The sequence below is a fragment of the Acidovorax sp. ACV02 genome (assembly GCF_014851475.1).
In the GTDB taxonomy this organism is placed as follows: Bacteria; Pseudomonadota; Gammaproteobacteria; order Burkholderiales; family Burkholderiaceae_C; genus Acidovorax; species Acidovorax delafieldii.
Map to the genome: position 1 here is coordinate 1 of NZ_JACUZU010000002.1, position 22,596 is coordinate 22,596.

19 protein-coding genes are annotated in these 22,596 nt (G+C 65.6%); 3 read left to right on the forward strand and 16 right to left on the reverse strand.

What is annotated here, in order from left to right; all coding sequences use genetic code 11:
- Window positions 1-214 precede the first annotated feature (214 nt).
- From gshB to IB236_RS03950, 7 genes are all read right to left on the reverse strand, one after another.
- Window positions 215-1,171 (reverse strand): glutathione synthase, encoded by a 957-nt coding sequence (gene gshB, locus IB236_RS03920; protein WP_192418988.1) that lies wholly within the window; start codon window positions 1,169-1,171, stop codon window positions 215-217.
- A 52-nt stretch (window positions 1,172-1,223) separates the two neighbouring features.
- Window positions 1,224-2,411: a benzoate/H(+) symporter BenE family transporter gene (locus tag IB236_RS03925; RefSeq protein WP_192418990.1), complete on the reverse strand. Its 1,188-nt coding sequence runs from the start codon at window positions 2,409-2,411 to the stop codon at window positions 1,224-1,226.
- A gap of 172 nt (window positions 2,412-2,583) precedes the next feature.
- A complete protein-coding gene (locus IB236_RS03930; protein WP_056068096.1) occupies window positions 2,584-4,452 on the reverse strand; it encodes a potassium transporter Kup in 1,869 nt (622 codons plus the stop codon).
- Window positions 4,453-4,708: 256 nt separating this feature from the next.
- Window positions 4,709-6,004, reverse strand: a complete 1,296-nt coding sequence (gshA, locus tag IB236_RS03935) for a glutamate--cysteine ligase (protein WP_015016114.1) — start codon at window positions 6,002-6,004, stop codon at window positions 4,709-4,711.
- A 96-nt stretch (window positions 6,005-6,100) separates the two neighbouring features.
- Entirely contained in the window at window positions 6,101-7,567 is a 1,467-nt protein-coding gene (locus IB236_RS03940; protein ID WP_121941250.1) for a TrkH family potassium uptake protein, read from the reverse strand.
- Window positions 7,568-7,594: 27 nt separating this feature from the next.
- A complete protein-coding gene (gene trkA / locus IB236_RS03945; protein ID WP_192418992.1) occupies window positions 7,595-9,058 on the reverse strand; it encodes a Trk system potassium transporter TrkA in 1,464 nt (487 codons plus the stop codon).
- Window positions 9,059-9,118: 60 nt separating this feature from the next.
- Entirely contained in the window at window positions 9,119-10,399 is a 1,281-nt protein-coding gene (locus tag IB236_RS03950; protein WP_192418994.1) for a glutamate-5-semialdehyde dehydrogenase, read from the reverse strand.
- Between the two features lie 100 nt (window positions 10,400-10,499).
- Here IB236_RS03950 and IB236_RS03955 point away from each other — a divergent pair, with 100 nt between their 5' ends.
- On the forward strand, window positions 10,500-10,784 hold the full coding sequence (locus IB236_RS03955; protein ID WP_192418996.1) for a hypothetical protein: 285 nt from the start codon (window positions 10,500-10,502) through the stop codon (window positions 10,782-10,784).
- Window positions 10,785-11,195: 411 nt separating this feature from the next.
- Here the strand turns inward: IB236_RS03955 and IB236_RS03960 are convergent, their stop codons facing one another.
- Together IB236_RS03960 and holA are read right to left on the reverse strand one after the other, a co-directional pair.
- Window positions 11,196-12,569, reverse strand: coding sequence for an NAD(P)/FAD-dependent oxidoreductase (locus IB236_RS03960; protein ID WP_370539878.1), 1,374 nt, complete (start codon window positions 12,567-12,569; stop codon window positions 11,196-11,198).
- A complete protein-coding gene (gene holA, locus IB236_RS03965; RefSeq protein ID WP_192418998.1) occupies window positions 12,542-13,597 on the reverse strand; it encodes a DNA polymerase III subunit delta in 1,056 nt (351 codons plus the stop codon). Before holA ends, IB236_RS03960 begins: the two co-directional genes overlap by 28 nt.
- Before the next feature lie 188 nt (window positions 13,598-13,785).
- On the opposite strand from holA, the gene rocF reads away from it, so the two are divergent.
- Window positions 13,786-14,763, forward strand: a complete 978-nt coding sequence (gene rocF, locus IB236_RS03970; RefSeq protein WP_056743083.1) for an arginase — start codon at window positions 13,786-13,788, stop codon at window positions 14,761-14,763.
- A gap of 135 nt (window positions 14,764-14,898) precedes the next feature.
- On the opposite strand, the gene lptE is transcribed toward rocF, so the two are convergent.
- The 6 genes from lptE to IB236_RS04000 form a co-directional block, all read right to left on the reverse strand.
- Window positions 14,899-15,396: an LPS assembly lipoprotein LptE gene (lptE, locus tag IB236_RS03975; protein ID WP_056068079.1), complete on the reverse strand. Its 498-nt coding sequence runs from the start codon at window positions 15,394-15,396 to the stop codon at window positions 14,899-14,901.
- Window positions 15,397-15,400: 4 nt separating this feature from the next.
- On the reverse strand, window positions 15,401-18,094 hold the full coding sequence (gene leuS, locus IB236_RS03980; protein ID WP_192419000.1) for a leucine--tRNA ligase: 2,694 nt from the start codon (window positions 18,092-18,094) through the stop codon (window positions 15,401-15,403).
- 99 nt (window positions 18,095-18,193) lie between these two features.
- Window positions 18,194-18,646: a biopolymer transporter ExbD gene (locus tag IB236_RS03985; protein WP_056068075.1), complete on the reverse strand. Its 453-nt coding sequence runs from the start codon at window positions 18,644-18,646 to the stop codon at window positions 18,194-18,196.
- Window positions 18,647-18,728: 82 nt separating this feature from the next.
- Window positions 18,729-19,517, reverse strand: coding sequence for a MotA/TolQ/ExbB proton channel family protein (locus tag IB236_RS03990; protein ID WP_370539879.1), 789 nt, complete (start codon window positions 19,515-19,517; stop codon window positions 18,729-18,731).
- A 13-nt stretch (window positions 19,518-19,530) separates the two neighbouring features.
- On the reverse strand, window positions 19,531-20,370 hold the full coding sequence (gene dapB, locus IB236_RS03995) for a 4-hydroxy-tetrahydrodipicolinate reductase (RefSeq protein ID WP_146870695.1): 840 nt from the start codon (window positions 20,368-20,370) through the stop codon (window positions 19,531-19,533).
- 63 nt (window positions 20,371-20,433) lie between these two features.
- The gene (locus IB236_RS04000; protein ID WP_192419002.1) at window positions 20,434-20,997 is read right to left on the reverse strand and encodes an outer membrane protein assembly factor BamE; all 564 of its coding nucleotides are present in this window, start codon (window positions 20,995-20,997) and stop codon (window positions 20,434-20,436) included.
- Between the two features lie 89 nt (window positions 20,998-21,086).
- On the opposite strand from IB236_RS04000, the gene fur reads away from it, so the two are divergent.
- Window positions 21,087-21,503, forward strand: a complete 417-nt coding sequence (fur, locus tag IB236_RS04005; RefSeq protein ID WP_056068069.1) for a ferric iron uptake transcriptional regulator — start codon at window positions 21,087-21,089, stop codon at window positions 21,501-21,503.
- 118 nt (window positions 21,504-21,621) lie between these two features.
- On the opposite strand, the gene hprK is transcribed toward fur, so the two are convergent.
- On the reverse strand, window positions 21,622-22,578 hold the full coding sequence (hprK, locus tag IB236_RS04010; protein WP_056068067.1) for an HPr(Ser) kinase/phosphatase: 957 nt from the start codon (window positions 22,576-22,578) through the stop codon (window positions 21,622-21,624).
- Window positions 22,579-22,596 lie beyond the last annotated feature (18 nt).

Sequence of the window (22,596 nt, forward strand, 5' to 3'; positions counted from 1 at the left end):
TTTAACCACCAAGAAGACAAAACCAAACTTTCTTCGCCAACCTTCCGGGCCATCTGCCGCAGCACCTAAGCACCACCACAAACCACCCCATCGACCCCAACACTTTTGCGCTCAGGTCTCAGTAGCGAAGCCCTCGACTATAGCACGGTTTACAACAGGCAGCAGAGTAAACCCAGGGATCGATCTAACAGTCCGCATACACGAGACAAGCCCATCAACCACCAGCGCCCGCAACCGCAGACTCCAAAGCGTCTATGAATAGAAAGGCCACATCGCAGCCTGTCTGATCAAAGATTTCCTGAAAGCAGGTCGGGCTGGTGACATTGATCTCTGTGACGCAGTCGCCAATCACATCTACCCCTGCCAGCAGCAAGCCACGCGACTGCAGCACCGGGCCCAGCGCTTCGCCAATCTCACGATCCCGCGCAGACAGAGGGCGCGCCACGCCCTTGCCGCCAGCGGCCAGATTGCCGCGCACTTCGCTGCCCTGGGGAATACGCGCCAGGCAGAACGGCACAGGCTTGCCGCCGATGATGAGGACCCGTTTGTCGCCATCGACGATTTCGGGCAAAAACTTTTGCACCATCACGCTTTGCGCGCCGTGGCGGTTCAGGGTTTCGGTGATGCTGCCCAGATTGAGGCCATCGGGACCCACACGGAAGATGCCCATCCCACCCATGCCATCCAGAGGCTTGAGGATGATGTCCTGGTGCTCCGCATGAAAGCGGCGAATGTCGTCCGCATCCCGGGTGACCAGCGTCGGTCCGATGAACTGTGGAAACTCCATGATGGCCAGCTTTTCCGGATGGTCCCGCAGAGCGCTGGGTTTGTTGAACACCCGGGCGCCATCGCGCTCCGCCTGCTCCAGCAGGTGGGTGGCGTAAAAGTACTCGCTGTCGAAGGGCGGGTCCTTGCGCATGAGCACCGCGTCGAAGTCGGCCAATGCGGCGCTGCGCTGCGGCTGGGCCTCGTACCAATGGGCGGCATCCCCCGTGAGACGGACGTCCTGCACCCGTGCGGTGACCTTGCTGCCGCGCTGCCAGGTGATGTGCTGCGGTTCGCAGACCGTGAGGGTATGACCACGCCGCTGTGCCTCGCGCATCATGGCGAAGGTGGTGTCCTTGTAGATCTTGAAGCTTTGCAGCGGGTCGGCGATGAAGAGCAGTTTCATGGTGTCGGGTCAAGGAATGGAGGAGGCCAGGGGCCCAGGCAACCAAGGCGACTTACGCGCCGCTGGCCTGCGAACGCCTGTACTGTTGCACAAATAGCGCAATGCTGCCGGCCACCACGCCCCAGAAGGCCGAGCCCACCCCAACGATGACCACACCGCTGAGGGTGACGAGAAAGGTGATGAGTGCCGCCTCGCGGTGCGCCTCGTCCCGCAGCGCCGCCGCCAGGCCGTTGCCAATGGTGCCCAGAAGCGCCAAACCCGCAATGGCCACCACCAGCTCTTTGGGAAAGGCGGTAAGCAGCCCGGTGATGACTGCGCCAAACAGACCGATCGCCACATAGATGGCGCCGCATGCCACCGCGGCCGTGTAGCGCCGGCGGCGATCGGCGTGTGCCTCGGGGCCCATGCACATCGCGGCGGTGATGGCGCTGAAGTTGAGCGCAAACGCCCCGAAGGGCGCCAGCACCAGGGTGGCCAGACCCGTGAGCGTGATGAGCCGGGAGATGGGCAAGTTGTAGCCCGACGCCCGGATCACCGCCACCCCGGGCAGGTTCTGCGACGCCATGGTGACCACAAACAAAGGAATCGCCAGGCTGACGGCAGCCGCTACGCTGAACTGGGGCGCCGTGAAAACGGGCAGGGCCAGCTCCAGCTGCACCGCCGACCAGGCCATCTGCCCCTGGGTGGCCACGAACACCACCGCTACGGCGAGGGTGATGACCACCGCATACCGGGCAGCCAAACGGCGGCTGACCAGATACACCATCAACATCAGCAGCACCAAGGGCAATGCGGTCTGGGCTGCCGCAAACGCCTGCAGGCCAAAGCGGGCCAGCACGCCGGCCAGCAGGGCAGCGGCGATTTCCATGGGGATGCGGTTCATCACGCGCTCGAACCAGCCGGTGACGCCCGCCAGGGTGATGAGCAACGCGCTGATCATGAAGGCGCCGATGGCCTCGCCCATGCTGAAGCCGCCCGCCAACCCCGCCGTGGCCAGCACGGCGGCGCCCGGCGTGGACCAAGCCACCATGACGGGCTGGCGCAAGATCAGCGAGGGCACCAGCGAACACAGGCCCATGCCCAGACCCAGCGCCCACATCCAGGACGTGATCTGCGCGGGTGTGGCCCCAAATGCCTGGGCGGCCTGGAAAACGATGGCCACCGAGCTGGTAAAGCCCACCAGCACCGCCACGAAGCCCGCCACCGCCGTGGAAAGGCTCAGGTCTTTGAAAAATTGCATGGGCGCGATTCTGGCACCGCGCGCGCCTGGCGCTCAGGCAAGCGGTCAGCCCACTCCAAAAGCTACAGTATTGATAGCATCTCAGACAATAGGCACTAGCGCCACAAGGCAAAAACAGCGCAAAACCAGCCCAAGGCACCCGTCCCAGGCCAGGGGGAGCCCCCCCAGCCCGTCAGATCTCGATCTTGGAGCCCAGCTCGACCACCGCGTTATTGGGCAGGTGCAGAAAGTCGGCCGCGCCACTGGCGTTATGGTGCATTTGGGCAAACAGCTTTTCGCGCCAAGGCGCCATGCCGCTGCCGATGGTGGGAATGACGGTGTCCCGCGACAGGAAATAGCTGGTGGTCATCGACTCCAACTCGCAGCCACGCCCACGCAGCAGCTCCAGCGCGCGGGGCAGGTCGGGGTCGTTCTTGAAACCGTAATGCACCACCACCTGCCAGCAGTCGTGCCCCAGCGATTCGACTTGCAGCCGCTTGTCCAGACCAATCCAGGGCGTCTCGTGGTTGTGCACGGTGACAAACAGGTTTTGCTGGTGCAGCACCTTGTTGTGCTTGAGGTTGTGCAGCAGGGCATTGGGCACCGCGCCGGTTTCGGCCGTCAGGAAGACGGCCGTTCCATCCACCCGCGTGGGCGGGCTGATGAAGATCGACTCCAGAAAGTCCTTGAGGTCGATGGCGTCGGCACGCAGCTTGTCATTGAGCAGGCGGCGCCCTTCCTTCCAGGTCATCATGAGCGAGAACACGATGCCGCCGATCATCAGCGGGAACCAGCCACCCTGGAACAGCTTGAGCAGGTTGGAGGCGAAGAACGCCAGGTCCACCACAAAGAAGCAGCCCGTGGCCGCAACGCACAGCGCCAGCGGATACCGCCAGCCGTAGCGGATCACGAAGAAGGTCAGCGTGGTGGTGATCAGCATGTCCAGCGTCACCGCGATGCCGTAGGCAGCTGCCAGATTGCTCGACGAGCGGAACATCACCACCGCCAGCACGATGGCCACGAACAGCCCCCAGTTGACCAGCGGCATGTAGATCTGGCCCGTGTCACGCACGCTGGTGTGCTGGATGTTCAGACGCGGCAGGTAGCCCAGCTGGATGACCTGCTTGGTCACGCTGAATGCGCCGGTGATCAGCGCCTGCGAGGCAATCACGGTGGCCATGGTGGCCAGGATCACCAAAGGCACCAGCGCCCAGTCGGGGGCCATCAGATAGAACGGGTTCTTGACGGCCTCGGGCTCAGCCAGCAGCAGCGCGCCCTGGCCAAAATAATTGAGGGTGAGCGCCGGCATGGCCACACCAAACCAGGCCATGCGGATCGGGCGCTTGCCGAAGTGGCCCAGGTCGGCATACAAGGCCTCGGCGCCCGTCACGCACAGCACCACCGCGCCCAGAATGATGAAACTGGTGCCCGGGTTGGCCCACATGAAGCCCAGCGCGTGGTGCGGACTCAGCGCCCACAAGATCTCCGGATGCCCCACGATATGCGACACACCCAGCAGCGCGATGGTGACAAACCACACCAGCGTGATGGGACCAAAAAACTTGCCGATGCCGCCCGTGCCGCGCTTTTGCACGGCAAACAGGCAAAACAGCACCACCAGCGTGATCGGTATCACGTAGTGCTTGAAGTGGTCCGACACCACTTCCAGCCCCTCCACCGCCGACAACACCGAGATGGCCGGGGTGATGACGCCATCGCCGTAAAACAGCGAGGTGCCAAAAATGCCCACGGCCAGCAACACGCTGCGCAGCTGGGGCTTGTCTTTGACCGCCTGGGAGGCCAGGGCAAGCATGGCGATGAGGCCCCCCTCACCGTGGTTGTCAGCGCGCAGCACCAGCACCACGTACTTCAGGGAGACGATGACCGTGAGGGTCCAGAAAAAGATGGAGAGGATGCCGTAGATGTTTGCGGGCGTGAACGGCACATGGCCGGACCCGAACACCTCCTTGACGGCATACAGCACGCTGGTGCCGATATCGCCATACACAACACCGATGGCGCCCAGCGTGAGCGCTGCGAGCGATGACTTGGAGCTTTGCACTGACCACCCCCGCGCACTGGGCCTGACGGGGTTCCGTTACTTTTGGGAACGCTATTGTGCGCCTGAGCCAGATCAAGCGTTTGGAGGCGAAACCCCATGTTGCAACGCAGCAACTTGCCCTTGGCAACCGGGCGCGGGCGTGGCATGCGGGCCACTGCCCTCCCCCGCAGGCCCGCTGCGCAGGCTCGCGGGGAGGGTGCTGGCGCTGAAACCCGGTATCCCCAAGACCCGCAAGGGGCCCCAAAGACTCTGGTTTTCAGTCGTACACCTCGGCGTCGGGGTTGGTGGCCTCCAGCTCGTAGCTGGCCGCCAGCATCGCCAGCCGGGCCACCACGCCATACATATAGAAGCGGTTGGGCGCGCTCACACCCGGGCGCACGCCAGGCTGGGGCATGTGGGTGCTGTGTTCAAAGGCCAGGGGCACAAAGCTCGCGCCGGGGGCGTTGAGGTTTTCATCCACACCCCGCTCGGCGTGCATGCGGTAGAAGCCCCCCACCACGTAGCGGTCCATCATGTAGACCACAGGCTCGGCCACGGCGTCGTTCACGCGCTCTTGCGTCAGCACCCCTTCCTGGATGATGACTTCGCTCACCGGCTGGCCGTCCTTGATCACGGCCATCTTGTTGCGCGTCTTGCGGTTGACCGCGTCCAGCTCCTTGGCGTCGCGCACAGTCATGATGCCCATGCCGTAGGTGCCGTTGTTGGCCTTGACGATCACGAAGGGCTTTTCGTTGATGCCGTATTCCTTGTACTTGCGGCGCACCTTGGTCAGCAGTGCGTCCACGCTGGTCTGCAGCTGGTCCATGCCCGTGCCCTCGGCAAAGTCCACCTCGCCGCACTGGCTGTACATGGGGTTGACCAGCCAGGGGTCGATGCCCAGCATCTTGCCAAAACGCTTGGCCACCTCTTCGTAGTTCTTGAAGTGGGTGCTCTTCTTGCGCACGCTCCAGCCGGCGTGCAGCGGGGGCAGCAGGTACTGCTCGTGGATGTCTTCCAGAATGCCGGGGGCGCCTGCGGTGAGGTCGTTGTTCAGCAGGATGGTGCAGGGGTCAAAGTCCTTGAGCCCCAGCCGGCGCTTGGTGCGCACCACGGGTTCCAGGGTCACGGTGTCGCCGTTGGGCAGCTCGATCAGCGTGGACTTCTTGATCTCGGGGCTGATGGAGCCCACCCGCACGTTCAGGCCCGCCATGTTGAAGATGCGCTGCAGCTGCACCACGTTGGACAGGTAGAACGTGTTGCGCGTGTGGTTCTCCGGAATGATCAGCAGGTTGCGCGCTTCGGGGCAGATCTTCTCGATGGCAGCCATCGCAGCCTGCACGGCCAGGGGCAGCATCTCCTTGGTCAGGTTGTTCCAACCGCCCGGGAACAGGTTGGTGTCGACCGGGGCCAGCTTGAAACCCGCATTGCGGATGTCTACCGACGTGTAGAACGGCGGGGTGTGCTCCATCCACTCCAGCCGGAACCAGCGTTCGATGGCGGGCATCGAGTCGAGAATGCGCTGTTCGAGTTCGTTGATCGGCCCGGTGAGGGCCGTGATGAGATGCGGAACCATGGAAAGCCCTCGGGAAGCGATTGCGGTGAATTGTAGGATGTGGGGTCAGGCCAGGTTTTCGCAAGTCACCCCCGGCGCAGCCACGGCCCTGCCCCCTTACCGGCGCCAGAACGCCGGGGTGAGCAAGGCCATGAAGCTCAGAATCTCCAGCCGCCCCAGCAGCATGGCCAGGGTGCATACCCAGATCTGGAAATCGGTGAGCACCGCATAGTTGGACGCGGGCCCCACGCTGCCCAGGCCTGGGCCCGCACAGTTGACGCTGGCCAGCACCACCGAAAACGCCGTCACCGGGTCCAGGTCTGTCAGCAACATGACCATGCTCAGCCCAAAGACCGTGCCACCATAGACCAGCATGAAGGCCAGCACCGAGAAGATCACCCGGTTGTCCACCACGGCATCGCCCAGCTGCACCGGCTGCACCGCGCGCGGGTGCACCAGGCGGTTCATCTCGCGGCGCGCCTGCTTGACCAGAATGAGCATGCGCACCATCTTGATGCCACCGCCCGTCGATCCGGCACTGGTGGCCACGCCCGACAGCAGCAGCATGAACACCGGCGCAAACACGGGCCAGGCCAGGTAGTCCACCGTGGCAAAGCCAGTGGTGGTGGCCAGCGACACCAGGTTGAACATGCCATGGCGCAGCGCGTCCAGCGGCGCGTACACGCCCTTGGCCCACAGCAGCAGCGCCACCAGCAGGCCGCCGCCAATCAACGTCACCAGCGTGGCCCGCAGCTCCGGGTCGCGCCAGAAGCCGCCCCACTGGCCCTTGCGAATGGCGACGAAGTACAACGCAAAATTGCAGCTGGCCACGAGCATGAAGAAGATGCAGATCGCCTCCAGCAACGGGGACTGGAAGTAGCCAAAGCTCAGGTCGTGCGACGACAGCCCCCCCAGGCTCACGGTGGTGAACATGTGCATCAACGCATCCAGCGGGGCCATGCCCCCGGCCCAGTAGGCCAGGCCACACAGCACGGAGAACAGCGCATACACCCCCCAGAGCCCCTTGGCTGTACCGGTCATGCGTGGCGTCAGCTTGGTGTCCTTCAGCGGCCCGGCCGCCTCGGCCTTGAACAGCTGGCTGCCCCCCACGCCCAGCAGCGGCAGCACGGCCACGGCCAAAATCAGGATGCCCATGCCACCCATCCACTGCAAAAAGGTGCGCCACACATTCACCGACACCGGCAACGCATCCAGGCCCGCCAGCACGGTGGAGCCCGTGGTCGTCAGCCCCGACACCGCCTCGAAGTAGGCGTGCGTGAACGACAGCGGGTGTCCGGTGTAGTGCCCGGCCAGCATCAGCGGCAGCGCGGCCGACAGGGGCAACAGCATCCACACCAGAGAGACCAGCATCACGCCGTGGCGCGGCTGCAGCTCCTGCCGGAACAACCGCAGCCGCCACCACAGCCACGCGCCGGCCAGCATCGTGGCGCCCATGGACAGCGGGTACACAAACCAGACGCCGTCGCGCGTCCACAGCGAGACTACCAGCGGCAGGCCCATGGACAGCGAGAAGATCATCACCAGAATGCCCAGCACGCGCAGAACGGGAAACATGTCCGTCATGGGGGTCTCGCGCAGCTCGGTGCCAGGTCAGAAAAAAGTCGCGCTCACGCGGAAGAGCTTTTCCACATCGCGCACCAGCCGCTTGTTGGGCAGGAAGAACACCACGTGGTCATTGCTCTCGATCACCGTGGCGCTGCGCGGGATGATGACCTCGGGCTCGCGCAGATCGGCAGCGGGTGCACCCGTGGTTTCCGAAGCGTCAGGCAGACCGCGCACGATCAGGCCGATGTGCACATCGCGCGGCAGTTGCAGATCGCTGACCTTGCGGCCGACCACGCGCGAACTCTTGCGGTCGCCGCGCGCCACGATCTCCAGCGCCTCGGCCACCCCACGTCGCAGGCTGTGCACGGCCTGCACGTCGCCCTGGCGCACATAGGCCAGCAGCTCGCCCAGCATGGCCTGCGCGGGCGACAGCGCGATGTCGATCTGCGTGCCGTGCATCAGGTCGGCATAGCTGCGCCGGTTGATGAGGGCCAGCACCCGGCTTGCGCCCATGCGCTTGGCCAGCAGGCACGACATGATGTTGTCCTCGTCGTCGTCGGTGAGCGCGAGGAACAGGTCCACCTCCTCGATGCCTTCGTCACCCAGCAGGTCTTCGTCGGTGGTGTCGCCCTGCAGCACCAGCACCTCAGGCGGCAGGGCAGATGCCAGCTCCACGCAGCGGTCCGCATGGTCCTCGATGATCTTGATGTGAAAACGCCCGCCCGCCTGGCTGAGCTGCCGCGCCAGCCGCAGACCCAGCCGGCCGCCGCCCGCAATCATGATGCGGCGCACAGGCTGGAGCTGCTGGGAGGCTGGGCGGTGCAGAGCGGCCAGCACGTTGGCGATGTGCTCGTGCGCGGCCAGCACGAACACCTCGTCCCCCGGCTCGACGCGCGTGCGGCCGTCGCAGGCGATGAATCGGTCAGGCTCGTCGGGGAAGCGCCGGTAGATGGCCACCATGCGCATCGCCAGCTCCGGCGCACTCTCGCGCAGCGCGCCAATGGAGTGCCCCACCATCGGGGCCCCCGCACGCGCCCGCACTGACACCAGGCATGCGCGGCCTCCGGCAAATTCGCGCACCTGCATGGCCTCGGGGTACTCGATGAGCTTGCCGATGTAGCGGGTCAGCGATTCTTCCGGGCAGATGATGCGGTCCACCGCAAACCCCTCGGGGCCCACCAGCCGCTCATGGGCCTCGAAGCCTGTGGTCCGCACCCGCGCAATGCGCTTGGGGATGTTGAACAGCAGCTGCGCGATCTTGCAGCACACCAGGTTGGTTTCGTCCTGCGCGGCGCAGGCAATCAGCAGGTCGGTGTCCTCGGCCCCCGCCTCGGCCAGCACGGCAGGCTCGATGCCGTTGCCCACCACCCCGCGCAGATCAAACCGCGACTCCAGGTCGCGCAGGCGCGCGGCGTCGGTGTCGATGACGGTGATGTCGTTGCGCTCGGACACCAGGCTGTCTGCCACGCTCTGGCCCACGCGGCCGGCGCCGAGGATGATGATTTTCATATGAAATGGGCTGCAAGCGCTAGTCGAACATGCGCCAGCAGCTATCGTTTCAGGAGCACATCAGGCCCGCACCTCACCTTCGCCCAGCACCACGTACTTGAGCGAAGTGAGGCCTTCGATGCCCACCGGGCCCCGCGCATGGAACTTGTCGGTGCTGATGCCGATTTCGGCGCCCAGGCCGTACTCGAAACCGTCGGCAAACCGCGTGCTCGCGTTCACCATCACGCTGGCCGAATCCACCTCGCGCAGGAACTGCTGGGCGTGCATGTGGTCGCGCGTCAGGATGGCATCGGTGTGGTGGCTGGAATAGCGGTTGATGTGTGCGATGGCTTCATCCACCCCCGCCACGATCTTCACGCTGATGATCGGGGCCAGGTATTCCTCGCTCCAGTCCTGCTCCGTCGCGGGCACCAGCTTGGCACCCGCCACCGATTGCAAGATGGCCAGCGACTCGGGGCAGCCGCGCATCTCCACGCCCTTGGCGGCATACACCGCGCCGATCTTCGGCAAAAACTCTGCCGCCACGCCGCGTGCCACCAACAGACCTTCGCTCGCGTTGCAGGGGCTGTACTTGTTGGTCTTGGCGTTGTCGGCCACCTTGACGGCCATCGCGATGTCGCAGGGGTCGTCCACATAGGTGTGGCAGTTGCCGTCCAGGTGCTTGATCACGGGCACCTTGGCATCGCGGCTGATGCGCTCGATCAGGCCCTTGCCGCCGCGCGGGATGATCACGTCCACAAACTGCGGCATGGCGATCAGCTGACCCACGGCCTCGCGGTCGGTGGTCTGCACCAGCTGCACCGCGTCCTGTGGCAGACCCGCCTCGGCCAGCGCCTGCTGCACCAGCTTGGCCAGCGCCTTGTTCGAATCAATGGCCTCGGAGCCACCGCGCAGGATGCAGGCATTGCCGCTCTTGATGCTGAGGCTGGCCGCCTCGATGGTGACGTTGGGACGGCTCTCGTAAATCATGCCGAACACGCCAATGGGGACACGCATCTGCCCCACGCGGATGCCGCTGGGCTGCTGCTTCATGCCGAGGATCTCGCCAATGATGTCGGGCATGGCGGCCAGCTGCTCGCAACCCTCGGCGCAGGTCTCCAGCACCTTGGGGGTGAGCTTGAGCCGGTCCACCATCGGGCCCGCCAGCCCATTGGCCAGGGCGCGCTCCAGGTCTTTGGCATTGTCGACCTGCAGCGCCGTCACGTTCTCGCGCAGCAACCGGGCCAGCGCCTTGAGCGCTTTGTTTTTGATAGCTGCTGGCGCTTTGGCCATCAGCGCAGAGGCCGTTTTTGCCTGGAGACCGAGAGAGTGCGTGTATTCAGCGACGTTGAGGGCGTTCATCCGGCGATTTTGCCGCACTTGGTATCGGCCCGGTGGGCGCGGGCCCATGGCTGCTTTACCCTCGGGCCTGTCACTCTCCATCGACCCGCCCGGCTAAGCCATGACCGACACCGCCCACACCCAGCTCACCACCTTCACCCAGGCCCTGCAAGCCTTTGAACGCGGCGACCACACCGCCGCCACCCTGAGCACCCTGGCCCGCGAGCAAACCACCCTGCTGGCCGCCCTGCCCCCGCGCTACAGCGATGTGCTGCTGAACCTGCTGGACCGGCTGGAATCGAGCGCGCTTTTCTCGGAAGAAAGCTGCTCGTTCAGCCAGAAGGATCTGGTAGCGAACCTGGCGATGTGGACAGAAAAAGCACAGGGCATATTGAACGCCAGCTGACACGCCCAAGGGCCGAGCGCAGCGATGGCCCAAAGGGTTGTTGGCTGTTTGAATGTTCGGCTCCCCCCCTGCTGGCTGCGCCTGTGGCGGGGCGGTTGTGGGGTGGCATGGGCGTCGAAGCGCCCATGCTTCGTGAACTGGCTCGCCGTGGCCGTCCGAGTGGCGCGCGCAGCGCAAAGCGAGTTCCACGGCGCACCCCGCAGCCGCACCGCTGCAGGTTTGCCCCCACGCACCGCGTGAGGGTCGCAGACTGGGGGTCGCCTTTTCTTTGCTTACTTTCTTTTGGCGAAGCAAAAGAAAGTGAGCCGCCCGCCGGGGCGATAACCCGGCTCCTGCCCTAGGCCGAGGCACTAACTCCAAATTTCATAGCTACTAGCGTACGTCCACAAAGCGCCAGACGCCAGAAACCCCTCAAACCTCCGCCCGCCCCAACCACTTCTCACGCGCAATATAACCCCGCACCCCCAGCCCCATGAACGGCTGCGGCGGCATGCGCGTCGGCCCACCCAAGGCCAAGGCATGCGCCAGCAACGGATGGTCCTGCCCCAGCGCCAAATCCGCTGCCAGAGCCCCCAGGGCCGTGAACTTGACCACCCCCGCCCCATTGCACCCCGCAACGCCAAGCACCTGCGGGGCCAGTCGCCCCCAGCGCGGTGCGCCATTGCGGGTGATGGCAATCGAGCCTTCCCAGAAATGCTCCAGCGCCACATCACCCAGTTGCGGAAAACGCGCCGCAAACACGGCCGCGTGCTCACGCCGCACCCGCTCGCGCACCGCAGGGCTGACGCGGAACTCCGGCGCATATTCAAAGCCCTGGCGCACCAGAATGCGGTGGTCGTCCGTGTAGCGCAGCGTGGCCCCGGTGACGGCGCTGGCGGGCGTCACGCCCCAGCCCTCGGGCGCGCCCAGGCGGCTGCGCTGCTCGGGCGTGAGCGGCGCCGTGAGCGAACCAAAGGTGACCAGCGGAAACGTCTCTGCCCCCCAGGCGCTGCCGAACAGCCCCAGCTGCTGCGCAAACCCATTGGCCGCCAGCAACAGTTGCGGCGCACGCACACGGCCCTGCGGGGTGTGCGCCACCACCTTGCTGCCTGACAGGTCCAGCCGCTGCACCGGCGTTTGCTCGTGCAGGGTGACGTTGGCGGGCAGCGCATCGGCCAGGCCCCGGCACAGCGCGGCGGGGTTGAGCAGCACGGTGCCCGGCGTGTAGAGCCCGGCGGCAAAGTAGCGAGTGCCCAAGCGCGCGGCCAGGGCGTTGCGGTCCAGCAGCTCGTGCGCAGCCCCCAGGGCGCGCAGCTCATCCACATGGTGCTGCAGCGTGCGCTCGGCCGCGGGTGACACGGCACAGTGGTACTTGCCTGCGCGGCGCCATTGGCAGTCGATGCGGTGCTGCGCCACCAGCCGCTCCAGGTCGTTCATGCCTGCCGTGAGCAAGGCCTGGTAGTGCGCGGCCTGTCGCAGTTCTTCGAGCGAGCTGCCGATGTTGTGCGGCACATCAATAGCAAAGCCCGAGTTGCGGCCCGATGCGTTGTTGCCCACGGAGCCCGCGTCCACCACCACGATGTGGGCGTGGGGGCGCAGCTCGGCCAGGCGGCGCGCGGCGGCCAGGCCCGCAAAGCCCGCGCCCAGCACCAGCCAGTCGGCCAGCACATCGCCCAACAGCGCAGGGCACGGCGTGCGTGGGGGCAGGATCGCGGACCAGCCGTTGGTGGCGTCGTCGTTGGGCAGGCGCAAAGGCTGGGAGGCAGCAGCGGCCGCCATCACCGCGCCGCGCTGGTCAGGCGGCACAGCTGCAAGGCCAGGCGCTGCAGGGCCTGCCAGCCGTCTTGCGGCCAGTCGGGCTGCTTGAGGCCTTTGACGATGCCATCCACCGTGTGGGCCGACTGCAGCAAGCGCGCCAGGGCGGCGTCGCTGGCCTTGGGCAGGATGCGTTCAAACAGCCGCTCCTTGAGGCCCCAGATGCGGTTCTCGCGCAGCGCCATGGGCAAGGGGCGGCCGGCGTTCATCGCGTCTTTCACGCGCTTGAGGGCGCGGATGTCTTCGGCCAGCGCCCAGTGCACCAGCACCTCGGCCTCACCCTCGGCCTGCAGGCCGTCGAGCATGCGCTGCACGCGGGCCGTCTGCCCGGCCAGCACCGATTCGGACAGCTTGAACACGTCATAGCGGGCCACGTTGAGCACGGCGGCTTCGACCTGAGCTTGCGTCAGCTCTCCGGCGGGGTGCAGCAGGGCGAGCTTCTGGATCTCCTGGTGCGCGGCCAGCAGGTTGCCTTCCACGCGGTCGGCAAAAAACTGCAGGGTGCGCTGGCCTTCCTCCCCCGCGACCACACGCTGGCCCTGCGCGGCCAGGCGCGCTGCGATCCACTGCGGCAGTTGGCCGCGCTCGATGGGGTCGATCTGAATCGACGTGCCGTTACCCTCCAGCGCGGCAAACCAGGCACCTGTTTTGGTGGCTTTGTCGAGGCGCGGCAGCATGACCATGGTGAGGGTGCTGTCGTTACCCCGGGCCAATTCGGCGATCTGCTGCAGCGCCACGCTGCCGTCCTTGCCGGGCTTGCCCGACGGAATGCGGATCTCGACGATCTGCTTGTCGGCAAACAGGCTGAGTGACCCGCCGGCCGCCAGCACCGCACTCCAGTCGAAATGGGCACCGGCCACGGTGTAGCTGCTGCGCTCGGTGTAGCCCTGGGTGCGGGCGGTGGCGCGGATGGCGTCAGCCGCCTCTTGCTGGAGCAAGGGCTCATCGCCATGCAGGACATAAAGCGGCGAAAGGCCCCGTTGAAGATGCTGAGAGAGTTGGGCCAGGGCGACTTGCATGCGGCAAAGTTTATCGCCTGGGCAGGCCCGGCATTGCGCAAATTGCCAGCGTATGCCCTCACAGTGCACAAAGGAGGTCACGAACCGATCAGCTGCGGCGCTGTTCATTGGCGCCCAAAGCCCTGAGAATTCCCCCGGGCGCCCGCGCCCTTCCCGCTCACTGCCATACCCCAGAAAGTCAGACCGCCATGCCCCCCACCGCCCTGCGCAGCGCCCAGCCCACCAGCCTGATCGGCGCCCCCACCGACATCGGCGCCGGCGCGCGCGGCGCCTCCATGGGGCCCGAGGCCTTGCGTGTGGCCGGCCTGCAGGCGGCGCTGGAGTCCCACGGGCTGCAGGTGTTTGACCGGGGCAACCTGAGTGGCCCCGCCAACCCCTGGCAGCCACCCGTGGACGGCTACCGCCACCTGCCCGAGGTGGTGGAATGGAACCAGCGCGTGTTCGACGCCATGTATGCAGAACTGCAGCTGGGCCACCTGCCCATCCTGCTGGGTGGCGACCACTGCCTGGGCCTGGGCAGCATCAGCGCCGTGGCCCGCCATTGCGCGGAGGTGGGCAAAAAACTGCGGGTGCTGTGGCTCGATGCACATGCCGACTTCAACACCAGTGCACTGACCCCCAGCGGCAATGTGCATGGCATGCCCGTGGCCTGCCTGTGCGGGTTTGGCCCCGAGGCGCTGACCGGGCTGGCCCGCATGCCGGGCGGTGGCCCGGCTCTGCACCCGTCGCAGATCCGGCAGATCGGCATCCGCAGTGTGGACGCGGGCGAAAAGCGCTTTGTGCACGAGCAGGGCCTGGAGGTGTTCGACATGCGCTACATCGACGAGGTGGGCATGCGCCAGACCATGCAGCAGGCGTTGGCCGGGCTGGATGCGCACACCCACCTGCATGTGAGCTTTGATGTGGACTTTCTGGACCCCGACATTGCCCCCGGGGTGGGCACCACGGTGCCCGGTGGCCCCACTTACCGCGAGGCGCAGTTGTGCATGGAGATGATTGCCGACAGCGGGCGTTTGGCCTCGCTGGACATTGTGGAGCTCAACCCCGCGCTGGATGTGCGCAACCGCACGGCCGTGCTGGCGGTGGACCTGGTGGAGTCGCTGTTTGGCAAGAGCACGCTCATGCGCGTGCCCTCGCACGGCCAGGGGCCGACGCTGAGCGCGTGAGCGCCTGAGCGCGCACATTCTTAGAGCAGCTCACAAAACTCAGCGAAGCGGCCATGGCCAGGCGTTTCGCCGCAGGCAGCACGACTAGTACGACAAGGCGAGACAACGACGCCAGGGGAGTTCTGTGAACGGCTCTTAGCGCTTGGCTGCTGCGAGCCGGCGCATGAGCTGCTGCACCAGGTCGGTCCGCATGTCGCGGTAGAGCAGCGCCTCTTCGGCCTCCTTGGCCAGCGCAATGGTTTCGTTGTAGCTGATGTCGCGCTGCTGCAGCAGCTCGGTGTCCGGGATCAGCTCCACGCCGGTGGGCGTGCGCAGGCGGAACTTGATGCGCAGGCGCAGTTGCAGCTCGCGCACCTGTCCCGACGCATTGAGGCCCACCACCACACGCTCCTGCTGCTCCTGCAGCAGATCGAAGATGGCCTCTGCCGTCGGCATGCTGGCCGGGTCGCGCAGCAGCTTGAGCTGGCTGCCCGATCCGTCGAGTGTGCGCTGCAGCTCACGCGCCAGTGGCGAGCTGGCAGGGGCCGCGATGTAGAGCGAGCCAAACCCGAACTCCGGCACACCACGCAGCCGGAATCCGCAGGCAGACAACAGGGCCACCGGGGCCAGACTGAGCAGTGTGCGTTTGTTCATGGGGTCAGACCACCACGTTCACCAGACGACCTGGCACCACGATCACGCGCTTCGGATGAGCACCTGCGGCCTGGGCCACAAAGGCCTCGCTGGCCAGCGCAATGCGCTCGATCTCGGCCTTGTCGGCCTGGGCGGGTACATGGATGGATCCGCGCAGCTTGCCGTTGACCTGCAGCATGAGTTCGATCTCGTCCTGCACCAGCGCGCCGGCATCCACCTGCGGCCAGGGCGCATCGAGCAGGTCGCCCAGCGCACCAGCGTAGCCCAGGCCCGTCCACAGGCTGTGGGCGATGTGGGGCGTGGCGGGGTACAGGCAGCGCAGCAGGATGCCAAAGCCTTCGATCAGCGCCACCTGGGCACCGGCCGAGTCCATGGCCTTGAAATCTTCGAGCGCGTTGATCATCTTCATCGCGCCGGAGACCACGGTGTTGTACTGCATGCGCTGGTAGTCGTAGTCCACCTGCTTGAGCACGTTGTGAATCTCCAGGCGCAGGGCCTTGGCCTCCTTGCCAAACTGCACGTCCTGCAGGCTGCTGGCACCGGCCACGCTGGCCATGGCAGCCTCGCGGTCGATGGCCGAGAGCTTGAGGCCGAAGTTCCACACGCGGCGCAGGAAGCGGTAGCTGCCTTCCACCGCAGCGTCGTTCCACTCCAGAGTGGCTTCGGGCGGCGCGGTGAACATGGTGTACAGGCGGGCCGTGTCGGCGCCGTACTTCTCGATCAGGTCCTGCGGGTCCACTCCGTTGTTCTTGGACTTGGACATGGTGCCCACGCCCTCGTAGTCGATGGGCGTGCCCACTGGCAACATGCCGACGCCGCTGGTGGCTTCGTTCTTGAGCTTGGCACCGATGATCTTGCCGCCTTCATCGAGCACATGCTCCACGTCGTGCGGCCAGAAGTAGTCCTTGCCGCCCTTGGCGGTGCGGCGGCTGTAGATGTGGTTGAGCACCATGCCCTGCGTGAGCAGCTTGGTAAAGGGCTCATCGACCTTGACCAGGCCCAGGTCGCGCATGACCTTGGTCCAGAAGCGGGCGTACAGCAGGTGCAGGATGGCGTGTTCGATACCACCGATGTACTGGTCCATCGGCATCCAGTAATCGGCGCCGCCAGCGACCATGGCGTCACTGTTCTTGGGGTCGCAATAGCGCATGAAGTACCACGAGCTGTCCACGAAGGTGTCCATGGTGTCCGTCTCGCGGCGCGCAGGCTTGCCGCACACGGGACAGGTCACGCCCGCGTGGAAGCCTTCGTGCTTGTGCAGCGGGTTGCCCGAGCCGTCGGGGATGCAGTCTTGCGGCAGCACCACGGGCAGGTCTTTTTCGGGCACAGGCACGGCGCCGTGCTCGTCGCAGTGAATGATCGGGATCGGCGTGCCCCAGTAGCGCTGGCGGCTCACGCCCCAGTCGCGCAGGCGCCAGGTGGTCTTCTTCTCGCCCAGGCCCTTTTGCTCCAGTGCATGGGCCACGGCGTTCACGGCTTCCTTGTACGACAGGCCGCTGAAGCTGTCGGAGTTGATGGTGACGCCGCGCTGCTTGTCGCCGTACCAGTCGTTCCACTGGTGGTAGTCAAAGTGTTCGCCATCGACCAGCACAACCTGCTTGATCTCGATGCCGTACTTGAGGGCGAACGCGAAGTCGCGCTCATCATGGGCGGGCACGCCCATCACGGCGCCGTCGCCATAGCCCATCAGCACGTAGTTGCCGACCCAGACCTCGACCTTTTCGTCGGTGAGCGGGTGCGTGACGAACAGGCCCGTGGGCACGCCCTTTTTCTCTTGCGTGGCCAGCTCGGCTTCGGTGGTGCCGCCGCTCTTGCATTCTTCGATGAAGGCCTTGAGCGTAGGATTGGTCTTGGCGGCATGGGCGGCCAGCGGGTGCTCAGGCGCCACGGCGCAGAAGGTCACACCCATGATGGTGTCGGCGCGCGTGGTGAACACGTACATCTTGCCGTCGCCGATCAGCGCGCCGTCATCACCCCGGATGTCGTGCGGGAAGGCGAAGCGCACGCCTTCGCTCTTGCCGATCCAGTTCTCCTGCATCAGCTTCACGCGCTCGGGCCAGCCGGGCAGCTTGTCGCCCGTCACAAAGCCCAGCAGCTCTTCGGCGTAGTCGGTGATCTTGAGGTAGTAGCCAGGGATTTCGCGCTTTTCCACGGTGGCGCCGGTGCGCCAGCCCTTGCCGTCAATCACCTGCTCGTTGGCCAGCACGGTCTGGTCCACCGGGTCCCAGTTCACGACCTGGGTCTTGCGGTAGGCAATGCCCTTTTCCAGCATCTTCAAAAACAGCCACTGGTTCCACTTGTAGTACTCGGGGTCGCAGGTGGCCACCTCGCGGCTCCAGTCGATGGCCAGGCCCATGGCCTGCATCTGCTTTTTCATGTACGCGATGTTTTCGTACGTCCACTGGGCCGGTGGCACGCCGTTCTTCAGCGCCGCGTTTTCAGCGGGCAGGCCGAACGCGTCCCAGCCCATAGGCATCAAGACGTTGTGGCCGTTCATGCGCAGGTAGCGCGTGAGCATGTCGTTGATGGTGTAGTTGCGCACGTGGCCCATGTGCAGCTTGCCGCTGGGGTAGGGCAGCATGGAGCAGGCGTAGAACTTCTTCTTGCTCGTGTCTTCCGTCACGCGGTAGGCGTCGGTGGCGGTCCAGTGGTCGTGCGCCGCGCGTTCGACGTCTTGGGGAGAGTATTTGTCTTGCATGGGAGCTCGGGGGTGAGAGAAGAGTGCAGCCGCAGGGCCGCGCTACAGGGATTTTAGGCGGTCAGGGGCTGGCACTGGCGTGCCAGCAGCCGGGGTGGGTCAGCGGGACGGGGCTGGAGACGCAGGCGACACAGGATTCGCTGCAGGTTCGGCCACAAATCCGATGCGCTGCAGCCCAGCCAGGTGGGCCGCACCCATGACTTCGACCACGCGGCCATAGGGCACGGCAGCATCGGCGCGCAATTGCACCTCGGTGTCGGGGCGCTCGGCGCCGATGCGGCGCAGGCGCTCTGCCAGCGCGGTTTGCGACAGGGGCTGGTCATCCAGAAAGGCCTGGCCCGAGGCGTCGACCACCAGCGTGACAAATTGCGGGGCCGTGCCGGGCGTGGCGCCCTCGGTGCGCGGCAGGTCCAGCCGGATGGAGCTGGCCAGCAGCGGTGCCGTGAGGATGAAGATGACCACCAGCACCAGCATCACGTCCACCAGCGGCGTCATGTTGATGTCGCTCATGGGCTGCGGCCCGGTGGTGCGTTCGAGTCGTCCGAAACTCATGCCCCCACGCTCCCCGCTGCGCGTGGTTCGCTGCCCCCCAAGGGGGCTGACCTGCCTTGGGGCGGCCCGGCGGCGGGTCGGCTCATGCCCCCACGCTCCCCGCTGCGCGTAATTCGCTGCCCCCCAAGGGGGCTGACCCGCCTTGGAGCGGCCCGGCGGCGAGTCTGCTCGCATTGCTCAGATCTTCTGTGGTGCCAGCCAAACTGTGGAAGGGCGCCGTGTCGATGAGCAGTTCGCGCAGATCGCGCGCAAATCCTTCCAGGTCGGCCTCGATGCGGCCGATCAGGCGGCCAAACACGTTGTAGGCCAGCACGGCAGGGATGGCCACAGCCAGTCCGGCCGCCGTCATGACCAGGGCCTCGCCCACCGGGCCGGAAACGCGATCAATGGTGATCTGCCCCGCGCCTGCCATGGCGGTGAGCGCGTGGTAGATGCCCCACACGGTGCCCAGCAGCCCAACAAAAGGCGCCGTGGAGCCCACCGTGGCCAGCAGCACCTGGCCAAACTGCAGGCGTCCCAGTACATCGTGCAGCGCATCGCGCAGCACCCGCGTGAGCCGCTGCGACAGGCTGCCTGCCGTGGCCAGCGTGGGCTGGGCCATGCTATCGTAATTTGCTATCAAATTTGCAGCAACCACCAAAGGAAGCACTAGCGCATCCCGGTCAAAAGACTGCAAACGTTGCTGCGCGAGGGCCAGCGAGGGCGCCTGCCAGAACGCGGCCGTGCAGCGGGCCACGTCGGCACTGGCGCGGCGCATGAGCCGCAGCTTCCACACAATGACCACCCAGCTTGCCACCGACATGGCCAGCAAGACCAGTGCCGCACTTTGCGTCACGGCATCGCCCTGGCGCCACCAGTGGAGCGCGTCCATGGGAGTCGGCGGATCAGTGCAAGCCCAGCACGTCGAACATGTCGAACATGCCAGTCTTGTGGGCCGCCAGGAAGCGCACAGCGCGCAAGGCGCCCTGCGCGTACGTGGCGCGGCTGGAGGACTTGTGCGTGACCTCGATGCGCTCGCCGATGCCCGCAAACAGCACGGTGTGGTCGCCCACGATGTCGCCACCACGGATGGCAGCAAAGCCGATGCTGGAGGGGTCGCGCTCGCCCGTCACGCCTTCGCGGGCGTACACGGCGCAGTCCTTGAGGTCGCGGCCCAGGGCCTCGGCAATCACCTCGCCCATCTTGAGCGCGGTGCCCGAGGGTGCATCGACCTTGTGGCGGTGGTGGGCTTCGATGATTTCGATGTCGTACCCCGTGGCCATGGCCTTGGCGGCCATTTGCAGCAGCTTGAGCGTGACGTTCACACCCACGCTCATGTTGGGCGAGAACATGATGGCGGTGCGCTGTGCGTAGGCGTCGAGTTCGGCCTTTTGTGCATCGGTGAAACCGGTGGTGCCGATGACGGCCTTCACGCCCAGCTGGCTGCACACGGCCATGTGGGCCAGCGTGCCCTCGGGGCGGGTGAAGTCAATGAGCACCTCGGCGTTCTTCAGGCCGGCCGCCAAGTCGGCCGTGATGGCCACACCGCTGGCATAGCCCAGAAAGGCCGTGGCGTCCGAACCGATGGCCGGGCTGGCGGCCACATCCAGTGCACCGGCCAGCACGCAGTCGTCGCTGGCGCGGATGGCCTCGATCAGCATGCGGCCCATGCGGCCCGAAGCCCCGGCGACGGCTACACGGAGGGGGGATGCCGCGGGAGCCGCAGGCGAAGAAGTCGCGGTCATGAAAAGGTCCTGTTCATAGATAGGGCAGCCAGCGCACCGGGCTCACTGCCAGGGCCGCAAGGTTCAGCGCGCGGGCGCTTCGAGCGGCGGGTAACTGGTGGCGGCAGGCAATGTCGGCGGTGTGGCAGCTGCTGGCGCGGGGCGCTCCTTGACCGGGTACTTGGCCAGTTGCTCCGGCGTGGCTTCCAACGCCGGCACCTTGCCCTTGGCACCGTCGCGCGCACCCAGCGTGGCGACGAACTCGGTCTCGGTCGGCATTTCATCGCCTTCGGAGCGCTCCAGGGCATCGCCCTTGAAGAACACGGTCAGCTTGCGGGTCTGAATCTCTTCGCCAGGGCGTTTGAGCGTGAACACGTACTCCCAGCGGTCCGCATGGAACAGGCTGGTGACCAGCGGCGTCCCGAGAATCTCACGCACTTGCTGGCGGCTCATGCCGGGCTGCAGGGCTTCGACCTGCTCGCGGGACACGAAATTGCCCTGCACCACGTCCACCCGGTAGGGCTTGACGATGTTGGCGATGCGGCTGCTGGCGCCATCCAGACTGCCGCAACCGGTCAGGGCGGCCATGCTGGCACCGATCAACACAACCAGGCCCAGACGGGCGCTGTAACGGGCTTGGACGGGCATGGGTAAAAGGCCAAAGGATATGATCGTCCCATTGTAGCGGCAGCCCCTCCAGACCCTGAGCCGGTTGCCCGCCCCCGAAAGAGCCAGCCATGACCAATATCGACGAACTCAAAAGCACGGGACTCAAGGCCACACTGCCCCGCCTGAAGATTCTGGAGATTTTCCAGAAGGGGGCGCAGCGCCACATGACGGCCGAAGACGTGTTCCGCGTGCTGCTGGAAGAGCGCTCGGACATCGGCCTGGCCACCGTGTACCGGGTGCTCACACAGTTCGAGCAGGCTGGCATCCTGATCCGAAGCAATTTCGAGAGCGGCAAGGCGGTGTACGAGCTCAACGAAGGGCAGCACCACGACCACTTCATCTGCACTTCGTGTGGCAAGGTGGAAGAGTTTTACGACCCCGAGATCGAAAAGCGGCAGCATGCGGTGGCCAAGGCCAAGGGCTGGCTGGTGCAGGACCATACCATGGCGCTGTACGGGCAGTGCGCCGACTGCGCTAAGAAATGACTACCCCCTGAGCCACCTTCGGCGTCTCCCCCCAAGGGGGACGCTCCCGGCGCGGCGGGGCGGCCCTTGCGCGACGGCGCTGGTATGGGCCGCGCCAGTTTCGATGGCCTGAGCGCGACTAGCCGCCCGTATCGCGCTCCATGGCGCGGCGATGGCGTTCGACAAACTCTTGATAGGTGTCGATGCCGCGCAGTTGCAGGATGGTGTTGCGCACGGCGGCCTCGACCAGCACGGCGATGTTGCGGCCGGCGACCACCTGGATCACCACCTTGAGCACCGGCACGCCCAACACATCCTGCGTGAGCGGCTCGTAGGGCAGACGCTCGTAGTCACGCTCCAGCGTCTCCTTGCGCACCAGGTGCACGATGAGCTTGAGGCGCATCTTGCGGCGCACCGCCGTCTCGCCAAAGATGGCGCGGATATCGAGCAGGCCGATGCCGCGCACTTCCAGCAGGTTTTGCAGCAGCTCGGGGCACTTGCCTTCGATGGTGGTCTGGTTGATTCGGAACAAATCCACGGCATCGTCGGCCACCAGGCCGTTGCCGCGCGAGATCAGCTCCAGACCCAGCTCGCTCTTGCCCAGGCCAGACTCGCCGGTAATCATCACGCCCAGGCCCAGAATATCCATGAACACGCCATGCATGGTGGTGCGATCGGCGAAGTGCTTGGACAGGTAGGCGCGCAGCACGTCGATGACAAACGCCGACGACTCGTGCGTGGAAAACATCGGAATCTGCGCGCGCTCGCACATCGACACCAGCGCGTCGGGTGCGGTCTGGTTGTCGGCCAGCACCAGCACGGGAGGTTCCAGCGTCACTATACGGGCGATGCGGCGCTTGCAATCGTCAGGGGAGGCGTTGCTCAGGTACGCAATCTCGCGCTCGCCGAGGATCTGGACCCGGTACGGATGGATGTAGTTGAGATAGCCGACCAAATCGGCGCCGGAACGTGCGGAGCGCACGGCCACTTCGTCAAAACGGCGCTCGGACGCTCCGAGACCTGCCACCCACTCCCACTTCAGGGGGCCGCGAAATTCCTCGAAAAGAACATCGGCGCTGACAACATTGGGCTTCACGGCAGGTCAGTCAGGGTG

Bases quoted from the DNA above. Each gene is read 5' to 3' on its own strand.
- IB236_RS03990 (WP_370539879.1), bottom strand. From the start codon at position 19,517: ATGGACGCGCTCCACTGGTGGCGCCAGGGCGATGCCGTGACGCAAAGT.
- IB236_RS03925 (WP_192418990.1), bottom strand. From the start codon at position 2,411: ATGCAATTTTTCAAAGACCTGAGCCTTTCCACGGCGGTGGCGGGCTTC.
- IB236_RS03940 (WP_121941250.1), bottom strand. From the start codon at position 7,567: ATGACGGACATGTTTCCCGTTCTGCGCGTGCTGGGCATTCTGGTGATG.
- lptE (WP_056068079.1), bottom strand. From the start codon at position 15,396: ATGAACAAACGCACACTGCTCAGTCTGGCCCCGGTGGCCCTGTTGTCT.
- IB236_RS03950 (WP_192418994.1), bottom strand. From the start codon at position 10,399: ATGAACGCCCTCAACGTCGCTGAATACACGCACTCTCTCGGTCTCCAG.
- holA (WP_192418998.1), bottom strand. From the start codon at position 13,597: ATGCAAGTCGCCCTGGCCCAACTCTCTCAGCATCTTCAACGGGGCCTT.
- rocF (WP_056743083.1), top strand. From the start codon at position 13,786: ATGCCCCCCACCGCCCTGCGCAGCGCCCAGCCCACCAGCCTGATCGGC.
- leuS (WP_192419000.1), bottom strand. From the start codon at position 18,094: ATGCAAGACAAATACTCTCCCCAAGACGTCGAACGCGCGGCGCACGAC.
- fur (WP_056068069.1), top strand. From the start codon at position 21,087: ATGACCAATATCGACGAACTCAAAAGCACGGGACTCAAGGCCACACTG.
- IB236_RS03955 (WP_192418996.1), top strand. From the start codon at position 10,500: ATGACCGACACCGCCCACACCCAGCTCACCACCTTCACCCAGGCCCTG.
- gshB (WP_192418988.1), bottom strand. From the start codon at position 1,171: ATGAAACTGCTCTTCATCGCCGACCCGCTGCAAAGCTTCAAGATCTAC.
- trkA (WP_192418992.1), bottom strand. From the start codon at position 9,058: ATGAAAATCATCATCCTCGGCGCCGGCCGCGTGGGCCAGAGCGTGGCA.
- gshA (WP_015016114.1), bottom strand. From the start codon at position 6,004: ATGGTTCCGCATCTCATCACGGCCCTCACCGGGCCGATCAACGAACTC.
- dapB (WP_146870695.1), bottom strand. From the start codon at position 20,370: ATGACCGCGACTTCTTCGCCTGCGGCTCCCGCGGCATCCCCCCTCCGT.
- IB236_RS03985 (WP_056068075.1), bottom strand. From the start codon at position 18,646: ATGAGTTTCGGACGACTCGAACGCACCACCGGGCCGCAGCCCATGAGC.
- IB236_RS04000 (WP_192419002.1), bottom strand. From the start codon at position 20,997: ATGCCCGTCCAAGCCCGTTACAGCGCCCGTCTGGGCCTGGTTGTGTTG.